General features: G+C 69.2%; 13 protein-coding genes. 11 read left to right on the top strand and 2 right to left on the bottom strand.

Going from position 1 to position 12,425, the window contains the following annotated elements; translation table 11 throughout:
* The 3 genes from argJ to ER13_RS07325 form a co-directional block, all read left to right on the top strand.
* Positions 1-1,151 (top strand): bifunctional glutamate N-acetyltransferase/amino-acid acetyltransferase ArgJ (gene argJ, locus ER13_RS07315; protein ID WP_035308022.1); only part of this gene is annotated, 1,151 nt, incomplete at its 5' end.
* A complete protein-coding gene (locus ER13_RS07320; RefSeq protein ID WP_008263280.1) occupies positions 1,148-1,561 on the top strand; it encodes a (deoxy)nucleoside triphosphate pyrophosphohydrolase in 414 nt (137 codons plus the stop codon). The genes argJ and ER13_RS07320, both read left to right, overlap by 4 nt.
* A gap of 24 nt (positions 1,562-1,585) precedes the next feature.
* Positions 1,586-1,765 carry a Flp family type IVb pilin gene (locus ER13_RS07325; protein ID WP_008263592.1) on the top strand — a complete coding sequence of 60 codons (180 nt, stop codon included), beginning with the start codon at positions 1,586-1,588 and terminating at the stop codon, positions 1,763-1,765.
* A 20-nt stretch (positions 1,766-1,785) separates the two neighbouring features.
* Here ER13_RS07325 and ER13_RS07330 read toward each other — a convergent pair whose 3' ends face one another.
* Positions 1,786-2,700 carry a methyltransferase domain-containing protein gene (locus ER13_RS07330; protein ID WP_052004987.1) on the bottom strand — a complete coding sequence of 305 codons (915 nt, stop codon included), beginning with the start codon at positions 2,698-2,700 and terminating at the stop codon, positions 1,786-1,788.
* Here ER13_RS07330 and ER13_RS07335 point away from each other — a divergent pair.
* From ER13_RS07335 to ER13_RS07355, 5 genes are all read left to right on the top strand, one after another.
* Complete coding sequence (locus ER13_RS07335; protein ID WP_035308024.1) at positions 2,699-3,493, top strand: ComF family protein; 795 nt, start codon at positions 2,699-2,701, stop codon at positions 3,491-3,493. The genes ER13_RS07330 and ER13_RS07335 overlap by 2 nt on opposite strands.
* Positions 3,494-3,555: 62 nt before the next feature.
* On the top strand, positions 3,556-3,813 hold the full coding sequence (gene grxC, locus ER13_RS07340; RefSeq protein ID WP_008262738.1) for a glutaredoxin 3: 258 nt from the start codon (positions 3,556-3,558) through the stop codon (positions 3,811-3,813).
* Positions 3,814-3,817: 4 nt separating this feature from the next.
* The gene (locus tag ER13_RS07345; RefSeq protein WP_035308026.1) at positions 3,818-4,657 is read left to right on the top strand and encodes a carbon-nitrogen hydrolase family protein; all 840 of its coding nucleotides are present in this window, start codon (positions 3,818-3,820) and stop codon (positions 4,655-4,657) included.
* Positions 4,654-5,088, top strand: a complete 435-nt coding sequence (locus ER13_RS07350; RefSeq protein ID WP_035308028.1) for a DUF1178 family protein — start codon at positions 4,654-4,656, stop codon at positions 5,086-5,088. Before ER13_RS07345 ends, ER13_RS07350 begins: the two co-directional genes overlap by 4 nt.
* Positions 5,088-5,585 (top strand): GNAT family N-acetyltransferase, encoded by a 498-nt coding sequence (locus ER13_RS07355; RefSeq protein ID WP_035308030.1) that lies wholly within the window; start codon positions 5,088-5,090, stop codon positions 5,583-5,585. The genes ER13_RS07350 and ER13_RS07355 overlap by 1 nt, the downstream gene beginning before the upstream one ends.
* Here the strand turns inward: ER13_RS07355 and ER13_RS07360 are convergent.
* Positions 5,582-5,887, bottom strand: coding sequence for a hypothetical protein (locus ER13_RS07360; RefSeq protein WP_154726348.1), 306 nt, complete (start codon positions 5,885-5,887; stop codon positions 5,582-5,584). The genes ER13_RS07355 and ER13_RS07360 overlap by 4 nt on opposite strands.
* A 225-nt stretch (positions 5,888-6,112) precedes the next feature.
* Here ER13_RS07360 and typA point away from each other — a divergent pair, with 225 nt between their 5' ends.
* Genes typA through murJ form a run of 3 tightly spaced genes read left to right on the top strand, consistent with a single transcriptional unit; the run spans position 6,113 to position 12,326 of the window.
* A complete protein-coding gene (gene typA, locus ER13_RS07365) occupies positions 6,113-7,945 on the top strand; it encodes a translational GTPase TypA (protein WP_035308033.1) in 1,833 nt (610 codons plus the stop codon).
* Between the two features lie 46 nt (positions 7,946-7,991).
* A complete protein-coding gene (glnD, locus tag ER13_RS07370; RefSeq protein ID WP_035308035.1) occupies positions 7,992-10,694 on the top strand; it encodes a [protein-PII] uridylyltransferase in 2,703 nt (900 codons plus the stop codon).
* A gap of 36 nt (positions 10,695-10,730) precedes the next feature.
* Entirely contained in the window at positions 10,731-12,326 is a 1,596-nt protein-coding gene (gene murJ / locus ER13_RS07375) for a murein biosynthesis integral membrane protein MurJ (protein ID WP_035308038.1), read from the top strand.
* Positions 12,327-12,425 lie beyond the last annotated feature (99 nt).

The following is a 12,425-nucleotide window of genomic DNA, read 5'->3' on the forward strand; positions in this document are numbered from 1 at the left end:
ACGACCTGGTGGTGTTCCGGTTCGCGCGGGGCACCAGCTGCGCCGGCGTCTTCACCCGCCACAAGATCGGCTCGGCCCCGGTCGACTGGTGCAAGAAGGCGCTGGGCGGGGCGGACGGCGGCAAGGACGTGCGCGCCCTGGTGGTCAACGCCGGTTGCGCCAACGCCTTCACCGGCAAGGCCGGCGCCGACGCCGCCCGCCGCACCGCCTCGGAGGTCGCCAAACGGTTCGGCTGTCGCCAGCGCGACGTCATGCTGGCCTCGACCGGGGTCATCGGCGTGGTGCTGGACGAAAAGAAGATCGTCTCCAAACTGCCCGACATCGAAAGCCGCCTGGATGCCGACATCCACCCGTCCGAACAATGGGCCAGGGCCGGACGCGGCGTCATGACCACCGACACCTTCCCCAAGGGCTCCTACGCCGAGGCCGAGATCGAAGGTTACAAGGTCAGGATCGCGGGGATCGCCAAGGGGTCGGGCATGATCGCGCCGGACATGGCGACCATGCTGGCCTTCATCGTCACCGACGCCGACATCCATCCGAACGTGCTTCAGGCCCTGCTGGGCCTGCATGTCCGCACCACCTTCAACAGCGTGACGGTGGACGGCGACACCTCGACCAACGACACCGCCCTGCTGTTCGCCACCGGAACCTCGGGCGCGCCGCGCATCGGGCGGGTCGGGGATCGTCGGCTGAAGAGCTTCTCGGTCGCCCTGGACAAGGTGATGCTGGACCTGGCGCACCAGCTGGTGCGCGACGGCGAGGGAGCGACCAAGTTCGTCAAGGTAACGGTGGACGGCGCCGCCAGCCCCGCATCAGCCAGAAAATTGGCCAAGTCCATCGCCGACAGCCCCCTGGTCAAGACCGCCATCGCCGGTCAGGACGCCAACTGGGGCCGGGTGGTCATGGCCGTGGGCAAGACCGAGGAGCCGGTGGACCGCGACCGGCTGGGCATCCGGTTCGGACCCAATGTCGCCGCCGTCGACGGCGCCCCGTCCCCGACCTACGACGAGGCCAAAATGACCGCCTACATGAAGAACCCCGAGATCGACATCACCGTCGACGTGGGCGCGGGCCGGGCCTCGGCCACGGTTTGGACCTGCGACCTGACCAAGGGCTATATCGAGATCAACGGCGATTATCGTTCGTGACTGATACGCCTCTCCCTACCGTCCTCGTCGTCGCCGTCGCCCTGATCGATGTCGATGGGCGGGTGCTGATCGCCAAACGGCCGCAGGGCAAGTCCCTTGCGGGGCTGTGGGAGTTTCCCGGCGGCAAGGTCGAGCCGGGCGAGCGGCCCGAGGCGGCCCTGATCCGCGAGCTGCGCGAGGAGTTGGGCATAGAGGTCAGCGAATCCTGCCTGGCGCCCTTCGTCTTCGCCAGCCACGCTTACGATTCCTTTCACCTGTTGATGCCACTGTATCTGTGCCGCCGCTGGGACGGCGTGGTCGCCGCGCGCGAACACGACGCCCTGGCCTGGGTGAAGCCGGACAAGCTGTCGGCCTATCCCATGCCGCCGGCGGACGAACCCCTGGTCGCCTGGTTGCGCGACCTGCTCTGATCACCGCCGACCAGGAGGCCGGCCATGCGACGTTTCACCGCCCGGTTCCTGAATGACGACAGGGGCGCGACCGCCATCGAATACGGCCTCATCTGCGGCCTGATCTTCGTCGCCATTCTCGGCGGGCTGAATGCGCTGGGCGCATCGAACGGCGGTCTCTATAATCAGACCATGCAAAAGATCGCGGACGCCCTGAACCGCTGAAGCAAACCCGGAGACGTTCGTCAGTCGATCTCGTCGCCGGTCATCTCCTTCACGCCCAGCGCATCCGCCAGCCGGACCTTGGCGGAGCCGCGCGCCAGCGGCTTCTGCTGGCTCTCGTGGGGCTTCCAGCCGGCCAGATGGATGATCTCGAAGGTGGCGGGGATGCGGCCGTCGGCGTCGCCGTGGCGTTCGGCGTACAGGGACGCGGCGCGGGCGATCACGGCGCGGTTGAGCGGGCGGATCGGCCCGTCCAGCACATTGGTCTCGCCCATGGCCCGCAGGTCGCGGACCAGGGCGAACAGGTCGGGATAGCGGACGGTGAACCGATCCACGTCCGAGACCGGCAGGGCGAAGCCGGCGCGCTGCAACAGGGCGGCGCCGTCATAGCCGTCGGCGAAGGGCGAGACCCGCGCCTGGGCCCCGCCGCGCTCGGCCAGCTCCGCCTCGGTCAGGACAGACCGCAACTCCTTCAGCGTGCCGGCTCCGAACAGGGTGCCGATGAACAGGCCGTCCGGCTTCAGGGCCTTGCGGATCTGGGCCAGGGCGCCGGGCAGGTCGTTGGCCCAGTGCAGGCTGAGCAGGGAGACGATCAGATCGGTCGATCCGTCGTCCAGCGGCAGGGCGGCGGCGCCCGGCGCGGCCCGCTCGGCGCGCGACGTGGGGCTGGCGACGACGCCCACCCGGCCGGCGGCGTCGCTGGCGGCGAGGGCCTGGGCGAACGGGCCGGAATGGGCCGAGAGATCGACGGCGACCGGAAAGTCGCGCAGGATGGCCTCCAGGCTGCCCGCCGCATTCTCGGCCGCCCGGACGTGCAGGAAGTCGGCCTGGCCCAGTCGATGGGCCGCACGGGCCAGACGGGCCTCGCGTCGCCGGGCGTCGAAGATGCGGGGCGGGGCGCTGGAGGATGCGGACGTTGCTTCGGGGGAGGCGGTCATGATGATGCAGGATGGGGGCTGGCGCGGCGCCTGGGAAGGGGCGGGGCGTCAGTTGCGCGACGTGGGACGTGGTTTGGCGGATATCGTCCTGCCGCCCCTGGCTCACGACAGCCGCGAGGCGACGGCGGCGGCCGGTCTGACGCCCGACGCCTGGAGCCGGATCCAATTCCTCGAGGCGCCGGTGTGCGACGGCTGCGGCGCGGCCTTTGAGTTCGACGGCGGCGCCTTCGCCGAAACCCGCTGCGCCGCCTGCATCGCCCAGCCCTATGTCTTCGCGCGGGCCAGGGCGGCCTGTGTCTATGACGACCATTCGCGGGGTCTGATCCTGCGCTACAAACACGGCGACCAGCAGCAGTTCGCCCCCCTGTTCGCGCGCTGGATCGGCCGGGCGGCCGCCGATCTGATCCAGGAGGCTGACGCCGTCATGCCCGTGCCGCTGCACCGGTTTCGCCTGTTGTCGCGGCGGTTCAACCAGGCGGCGGAGATCGCCAGGCCTCTGGCCGGCCACGCCCGGCTCGACTATCTGCCCGACGCCCTGACGCGCAGGACCCACACGACCAGCCAGGGCGGCAAGAGCCGGCGCGGGCGGCGGCTGAACGTCAAGAAGGCCTTCATCGTCAGCGAGATCGGTCGGCGGCGGATCAAGGGCCGGCGCATCCTTCTGATCGACGACGTGTTGACCACGGGCGCGACCGGAGAGGCCTGCGCCCGCGCCCTGATCGACGCCGGGGCCAGGGCGGTGGATCTCGCCGTCATCGCCCGGGTGCGAAACGCCCGTGAACTGACTATGTAGACATCAAATACGGGCGGCGCGGCCGCCCGACGCCCCTTGGCGCATCATTCTGGAGATCCGAATTGGCCGACGTCGTCATCTACACCAAACCCGGTTGCCCCTATTGCTACAGCGCCATGGCGCTGCTGAAGAAGAAGGGCGCTGACTATACCGAGATCGTCGCCTCGAACGACCCGGCCAAGAAGGCCGAGATGGTCGAGAAGTCCGGCGGCCGCATGACCTTCCCGCAGATCTTCATCGCCGGGAACCACGTCGGCGGATCCGACGACATCCACGCCCTGGACCGCGAGGGCAAGCTCGACCCGCTTCTGGCGGCCTGATCCCATGAGCGGCGGGCTCGACATCGCCCTGATCCAGACCCGCACGCCGGCGACGGCGCCCGCGGCCCTGGCCCATGTCGAGCCCCTGGTCCGCGAGGCGGCGGCCGGCGGGGCGAAATTCATCCTGACGCCCGAAGGGACCAATGTCCTGGAGCAGCGCCGCGACCGCCGCGACGCCGTCGTCACGGACGAGGACGCCGACCTCGTCGTCCTAGGCCTGCGTCGTCTGGCGGCGGAGCTGGGCGTCTGGCTGCTGATCGGCTCGGCCATCGTCCGCTCCGGCCATGTCGGCGACAGCCGCGCCGCCAACCGGTCGCTGCTGATCGACGCGGCCGGCGGGATCGTCGCCCGCTATGACCAGCTGCATGTCTTCGACGTCGATCTGCCGCACGGCGAGCGCTACCGCGAAAGCGCGACGGTGCGGCCCGGCGATGCGGCGGCGGTCGCCGACACCCCCTGGGGTCGGCTGGGCCTGAGCATCTGCTATGATATCCGCTTTCCTTACCTGTATCGTCACCTGGCCAAGGCCGGAGCGGCGATGATCGCAGTCCCGGCCGCCTTCACGGCGCCGACGGGCCAGACGCACTGGGAGACCCTGTTGCGCGCCCGGGCCATCGAGACCGGCGCCTTCGTCCTGGCCCCGGCCCAGGGCGGCCTGCATGAGGACGGGCGTCGCACCTGGGGCCGGTCGACCGTGGTCGGACCCTGGGGCGAGATCCTGGCCCGGGCGGATCACGACCACCCTTGCATACTGGCGGCGAAACTGGACATGGAGGCGGTGGCCAAGGCCCGCGCGGCGGTGCCCGCCCTGACCCATGACCGCGACTTCCAGCCCGCCCAATGATCCGATACGCCCTGAAATGCGACCAGACCCATGGGTTCGAGGCCTGGTTCGGCTCTTCGGCCGACTATGACGACCAGGCCGCGCGCGGCCTGGTGGAATGCCCGTTCTGCGGCTCCAACAGGGTGGAGAAGGCCGTGATGTCCCCCGCCGTCGGCGGCGCACGCCGGGCCGATCCGGCCTCGGACATGGCCGTCAGGATGCAGACCGTCATGATGGCCGCCGCCCGGGAAGTCCGCGCCCACGTCGAGGCCAACTTCGACTATGTCGGCGACGCCTTCGCCCGCGAAGCCCGCGACATCCATGAAGGCCGGTCCGAGAAGCGCGAAATCTACGGCGAGGCCACCCCCGCCGAGGTCAAGAAGCTGAAGGAGGACGGCGTGCCCGTCTCGGCCCTGCCTGACGCCCCCCCGGATCCGTCCAAGGTGAACTGATGACCCTGCAATGGCGGCCCATGCGGCCGGCCGACATCGACGCCGTGGTCGAGGTCGCCCGCCTGTCCTTCCCGGACCATTTCGAAGACCGGGCCTGTTTCCAGAACCGGCTGGCGCTTTATCCGCGCGGCTGTTTCGTGCTGGCGGACGGCGAGGCTGCGGCGAAAGGCTATCTGATCGCCTATCCGTGGCGGGCCGACAATGCGCCGCCGCTGAATACGGTGATCGAGGGCCTGCCGGCGGAACCGGCCCTGATCTATCTGCACGACCTGGCCCTGCACCCCCAGGCGCGCGGCGGCGGGGTTACCGGGGCCATCGTCGAGCGGCTGGCGGAACAGGCGGCCGGGGACGGCTGGCCCGCCATAGCCCTGGTCGCCGTCAACGACGCCGTGAATTTCTGGCGTCGCCACGGGTTTGCAGAACACGCGGCGCCGGGCATGGCGGCCAAGCTGGCCAGCTATGGCGCCGACGCCCGCTACATGATCCGCCGCCTCTAGGGCCGGTTCAGGGTTCGCCGTCCCCCTGCCTGTACGAAGAGACGACGCTGGGCCCGGGGCAGCTGATAGAAGGCGCGACGCTTCATCTCATGCTCGCAGACGCTGGGCATGCCCACGTCGTTCGGCGTCAGAAGGCTGCGATAGCGGGCGCACCAGCTTCGGCTCGCCGCCTGAATACGCTCAGCCAGGACCGCAGCGTCGCCCGGGCGGGCCATGGCGAGATCGCCGGCGTCCACCCGCATATCCGGCGCAATCCCTGTCGCCAGCAGACCCGCCATCATCATTCCCATCAAGGCCGACATCGTCTTCTCCATTCCCGAACGGTCATGCCGTCACGGGAGTAGAGGGGGCCGCCACCCCCTGCGGATGCGGCGGCGGGAATGAAATATCGGTAAGGCGGCGACGGGCGTCTGAACGCCTGCTCTGGTCTTTCCGTCCACATGCCTGTAAGAGGCGCGCGCTCCCTGCATGCCTTTTCATGACCAGCGGCCGCCTGCATCCCGGCCGCGCCTTTTCGCGATTATCAAATGAACCTGCGCAACGTCGCCATCATCGCCCACGTCGACCACGGGAAGACGACCCTGGTGGACCAACTGCTGGCCCAGTCCGGCGTCTTCCGAGCCAATGAGGCGACGACAGAGCGCGCCATGGACTCGAACGACCAGGAAAAGGAACGCGGCATCACCATCCTGGCCAAGTGCACCTCGGTGCTCTGGAACGGCAAGGCCGGCGAAACCCGCATCAACATCATCGACACCCCCGGCCACGCCGACTTCGGCGGCGAGGTCGAGCGCATCCTCGGCATGGTGGACGGCTGCGTCATCCTGGTTGACGCCGAAGAGGGCGTCATGCCCCAGACCAAGTTGGTCCTGACCAAGGCCCTGAAGATGGGCCTGCGTCCGATCCTGTGCATCAACAAGGTCGACCGCGCCCACGCCGATCCGGACCGCGTCCACAACGAGACCTTCGACCTGTTCGCCGCCATCGGCGCGACGGACGAGCAGCTGGACTTCCCGCACATCTACGCCTCGGGCCGTAACGGCTGGGCGACGATGGATCTGAACCAGCCCAACGACAACCTGGCCCCGCTGTTCGACCTGATCGTCGACCACGTTCCGCCGCCGAAGGTTCAGGAGAACAAGGACAAGCCGTTCCAGATGCTGAACGTGCTGATCGAGTCCGACCCCTTCCTGGGCCGGATCCTGACCGGCCGCATCGAGAGCGGCAAGGCGATCCCCGGCATGGCGATCCACGCCCTGGACCGCGAAGGCAAGGAAATCGAACGCGGCCGCATCACCAAGGTCCTGGCCTTCCGCGGCCTGAAGCGTCAGGCTCTGGACGAGGGTTCGGAAGCGGGCGACATCGTCGCCATCGCCGGCATGTCCAAGGCGACCGTGGCCGACACCCTGTGCGCCATGGAAGTCGTCGACGCGCTTCCCGCTCAACCCATCGATCCGCCGACCATCTCCATGACCGTCTCGGTCAACGACAGCCCGCTGGCCGGCCGCGAAGGCGACAAGGTTCAGTCGCGCGTCATCCGCGACCGTCTGCTGAAGGAAGCCGAAGCCAACGTCGCCATCCGCGTCACCACCACCGAAGGCGGCGACGCCTATGAAGTGGCCGGCCGTGGCGAACTCCAGCTGGGCGTTCTGATCGAAAACATGCGTCGCGAAGGCTTCGAGGTCTCGATCTCGCGTCCGCGCGTGGTCTTCCAGGAAGGCCCCAACGGCGAGAAGATGGAGCCCATCGAAGACGTCATGATCGACGTGGACGACGAGTTTTCGGGCATCGTCATCGAGAAGCTGTCGGCCCGTAAGGCCGAAATGACCGACATGGGTCCGTCGGGCGCCGGCAAGACCCGCATCAGCCTGAAATGCCCGTCGCGCTCGCTGATCGGCTATCAGGGCGAGTTCCTGACCGACACGCGCGGTTCGGGCGTGCTGAACCGGGTCTTCAGCCACTACGAAGAATACAAGGGCGCGATCGCCGGCCGTCTGAAGGGCGTGCTGATCTCGAACTCGGACGGCGACACGGCGGCCTTCGCCCTGTGGAACCTGGAAGATCGCGGCGTCATGTTCGTCGGCGCCGGCGAAAAGACCTATCAGGGCATGATCATCGGCGAGAACGCGCGCTGGGACGACCTGGACGTCAACCCGATCAAGGGCAAGCAACTGACCAACGTCCGCGCCTCCGGCAAGGACGAGGCCGTGCGCCTGACCCCGCCGCGCCAGATGTCGCTGGAACAGGCCATCGCCTATATCGACGACGACGAACTGGTCGAGGTGACGCCGAAGTCCATCCGCCTGCGCAAGCAGACGCTGAACCCGTCGTTCCGCAAGAAGCGCGTTCGCCCGGAGTAATATCCTCCACTGACGCGAGGGGGGATGCGGCCTATAGGTGGCTGACATGACCGCTTCGCCCAGTCTGGATGACCGCCTTGACGAGGCCGCCCGCGCGGGAGATCCGCGCGCGGCGGTCGCGTCCGTTCTGAGGGACAGTTACGACGCCGCCCGCGCCCGCGCCGAACGCAAGCTGGACGGGGGGCTGAACGGGCGCGAGGTCGCCCGCCTGTACGCCACGGCCGCCGACGACATGCTGGCGGCCCTGTGGCGGGTGGCGACCCAGACCCTTCATCCCGTATCGCCCGTGGAATGCGAACGCCTGTCGCTGGTGGCGGTGGGCGGTTACGGCCGCGGCGTCCTGGCGCCCTATTCCGACCTGGACCTGCTGTTCCTGCGGCCCGGCAAGCCGACGCCGCGCGGCGAGCGGGTGATCGAGTTCATCCTCTATGTCCTGTGGGATCTGGGGGCGAAGGTGGGGCCTTCGGTGCGGTCGGTCGAAGACTGTCTGGCCCTGTCGCGCACCGACATGACGGTGCGCACCGCCTTGCTGGAGGCCCGGCCGCTGGCCGGGGACGCCCGGCTTTCGGACCTGATGATCGGCCGTTTCCGCGACATGGTGGCCAAGTCCGACCCCCGCCCCTTCATCGCCGCAAAACTGGAGGAGCGCGCCCTCCGTCACCAGAAGGCGGGCGTGACCCGCTACAAGGTCGAGCCCAACGTCAAGGACGGCAAGGGGGGGCTGCGCGACCTGAACACCCTGTACTGGATCGCCCGCTCCCTGGCGCCGGAAAGCCGGCTGGGCGCGACGGTGATGGACGAGATGTTCACCCCGCGCGAACGCCGCACCTCGGACGAGGCCTTCGATTTTCTGTGGCGGGTGCGGATCCATCTGCATCTGGTCGCGGGGCGGGCCGAGGAGAAGCTGACCTTCGACATGCAGCCCGAGGTGGCCCGGCGGATGGGGTGGCGCGGGCGTGGCGACGAGCCGGCGGTGGAACGGTTCATGCGCCGCTATTTCCTGGTCGCCCGCGACGTCGGAGCCCTGACCCGCGCCATGTCGGCCAAGCTGGAGGCCCGCCACCAGAAGCCCACCCAGGGCCTGTCGCGCCTGATGACCCCGTTCCGGCCCAACCGCCGCAAGCTGGAGGTCGAGGGCTTCTGGGTCGATCAGGGGCGTCTATCGGTCGAGGGCCCCGAGGTCTTCACCGCCGATCCGGTCAAGCTGCTGACCCTGTTCGTCTGCGCCGACCGCCACGACCTGGACCTGCACCCCGACGCCTTCTCGGCCGTCAGCCGGTCCCTGTCGCTGGTGACACCCAGGCTGCGTCGCGATCCGGAGGCGACGCGCGCCTTCCTGAACGTCCTGACGCACGGACAGCGGCCCTATCGCACCCTGACCATCATGAACGAGACGGGCCTGCTGGGCCGGTTCCTGCCCGAATGGGGGCGGATCGTCGGCCAGACCCAGTTCAACATGTACCACGCCTATACGGTGGATGAGCACACGCTCCAGGCCATCGGCATCATCAACGACATCGCCCGCGGCAAGCTGAAGGCCGACCATCCGATGGCGACCGAGATCGTGCATCTGATCTCGGACATGGAGGCCCTGATGCTGGGCATGCTGCTGCACGACGTCGGCAAGGGCGGCGAGCGGGGCCAGCTGGAGGACGGGGCCATCGCCGCGCGCCGGGCCTGCGAACGCCTGGGCGTCGATCCGCGCCGCATCGAACTGGTGGTCTGGCTGGTGCGCAGCCACCTGGCCCTGTCGGACTACGCCCAGAAGCGCGACCTGTCCGATCCGGCCACCATCCGCGCCTTCGCCGAACTGGTCGGCGACCCCGAACGGCTGCGGATGCTGCTGGTCCTGACCGTGGCCGACATCCGCGCCGTGGGGCCGGGCGTCTGGAACGGCTGGAAGGGGCAGCTGATGCGCACCCTCTATGATCAGGTCGCCGCCCTGTTCCGCGGCGAGGACGTGGCGCGCGAGGATCCGCTGGCGGCCCATCCGGCCCTGGTGCAGCGGGCCCGCCAGACCGGCGCCGCCGCCCAGGCCGCGCCCCTGACCCCGGTCAAGGGCCTGCCGGTCCAGGCCACGGAGATCTCCATCGCCGCCGCCGACCGGCCCGGCCTGTTCGCCGACCTGGCCCAGACCATGGCCGCCCTGGGCGCCGACGTCACCGACGCCCGGGTGGCGACGACCAGCGAGGGCGTGGTCCTGGACGTCTTCCGGGTTCAGGACGGGGCGGGCCTGCCTTACGGCCAGGCTGAACCGCGCCGGCTCAAGGCCCTGGTGGACGCCCTGGAGAAGGCGGCGCGCGGCGAGGGCCGCATCAGCAAGGCGCCCGCCCCCGCCGGCAACGCCAGAAAGGCCGCCTTCGAGGTCCGGCCCGTGGTCATGGTCGATCACCACGCCAGCGAGACGGCCACGGTGGTCGAGGTTTCGGGGGCCGACCGTCCGGGCCTGCTGGCGGCGCTTTCGCGGGTCTTCAGCGACGAGGGACTGAACATCCGCTCGGCCCATGTCGCCAGCTATGGCGAACGGGCGGTGGACAGCTTCTATGTGGTCGATGGCAAGGGGCGCAAGATCACGTCCGAACAGCGGATCGCCGAGCTGCGCACCGCCCTGGAGGCCGTGCTGGACAGCCGCGCCCCGGCCCCCGAGGGCCGCAAGGTCGCCTCGGCCAGGGCCAGCGCGCGCGACGTCTCGGACCTGGGCCGCCGGACCCGCGCCAAGCCCGTATCGCCGCCGTCGGAAGCGCGCTAAGCGAAGACCATCCGTCGCTCCTCGCCGAATGTCCACATGAGTCTCGCCCGCAACACCCTGGTGCAAGCCACCTTGACCCTGGGAAGCCGCATACTGGGTTTCGCCCGCGACCTGTTCCTGTCGGCGCGGTTCGGTCAGGGCCCGATGATGGACGCCTTCACCACCGCGCTGATGCTGCCCAACATGTTCCGCCGCCTGTTCGCCGAGGGCGCCTTCGCCCAGGCCTTCGTGCCGATCTACGGCGGCGTGCGGGCGCGCGAAGGGGAGGCGGCGGCGGCCGTCACGGCGTCAGAGGCGCTGAGCTTCATCTTCGCCGTGGTGGCGGCCTTCTGCATCCTGTTGCAGGTCGCCATGCCGTGGATCATGCCGTGGCTGCTGTCGGCCTGGCGCGACGACGACGCGGTGATGCACGCCGCAGTGACGGCGGCGCAGCTGACCATGCCGTATCTGGCCTGCATGACCATAGCGTCGCTGCTGTCGGGCGTGCTGAACACCGGGGGCCGGTTCGCCCTGTCGGCGGGCGTGCCGGTGTTCCTGAACCTGTGCACCCTGGTCCCGCTGATGGCCCCCAGCGTCGTGCCGATGGCCCAGCCCCAGATCCTGATCGCCGTCAGCGCGGCGGTGACCGTGTCCGGGGTTATCCAGGCGGCGCTGCTGTGGTGGGGCGTGCGACGTCTCGGGGTGGGGATCAGCCTGTCGTGGCCGCGCCTGACGACCGGGGTCAGAAAGACGCTGGCCCTGGCCATTCCCGGCGTGCTGGCCGGGGGCGCCTTCCAGATCAACTCCCTGGTCAGCCAGTTTCTGGCCGGATCGAACGAAGGGGCGCGGTCGGTGCTGTACAACGCCGACCGGCTGTACCAGCTGCCGCTGGGCCTGGTCGGGGTGGCGTTGGGCCTCGCTCTGGTGCCCCGCCTGACGCGCGCCTTCGTCTCGGGCGACCACGAGGGCGGACGGCGGACGATGGACGATGGACTGGGCCTCGCCCTGGCCTTCGCCCTGCCGGCGGGCGTGGCTCTGTTCGTCATTCCCTTCTTCATCATCGACGCCACGGTGACGCGCGCCGCCTTCACCTCGGCCGATGCGGCGCGGACCGCCGACGTGCTGCGCCAATTCGCCTGGGGCGTGCCGGCCTTCGTTCTGGTCAAGGTCCTGACCCCGCCGTTCTTTGCGCGTCAGGATACGCGAAGGCCGATGATCTTCGCCGTGACCTCGGTGATCCTGACCGTGGTGCTGGGATCGGCCCTGTTCTTCTGGTTCGGGTCGCAGGGCTGGGACGGGGTGCTGGGCCTGGCCATCGCCACCAGCATTTCCGCCTGGGTGAACGTCGCGCTTCTGGCCGGGACGCTGATCCGCGAGGACAGCTGGCGGCCGTCTGCGGCCTTCCTGTCGCGCCTGTCGCGCATCTTCGCCGCCAGCCTGATCATGGCGGGCCTGCTGTTCGCCGCCAGCCTCGGCTATCCGGTTCTCAGCCGCCTGTTCCTGGCCAAGGAGGCGGCGGTGCTGATCGTCTGCGCGGCCGGCGCGGCGGCCTACGGCGTCTGTCTTCTGCTGTTCCGCGCCGTCACCCTATCGGAGCTCAAGGGGACGTTGCGGCGCGAGCCGGGCGCGGGACCCGTATCCGGCCTGGATTGAGGTCTGGACGGCTGGACCGCGAGGCGATAAGCGCGGGGCCATGATCCTTTCGGGCCTGATCTCCACCTGGCGATGGCGCGGCTGAACCGCCGCACCCTT

This window comes from Brevundimonas sp. EAKA (assembly GCF_000698025.1).
GTDB classification, from domain to species: Bacteria; Pseudomonadota; Alphaproteobacteria; order Caulobacterales; family Caulobacteraceae; genus Brevundimonas; species Brevundimonas mediterranea_A.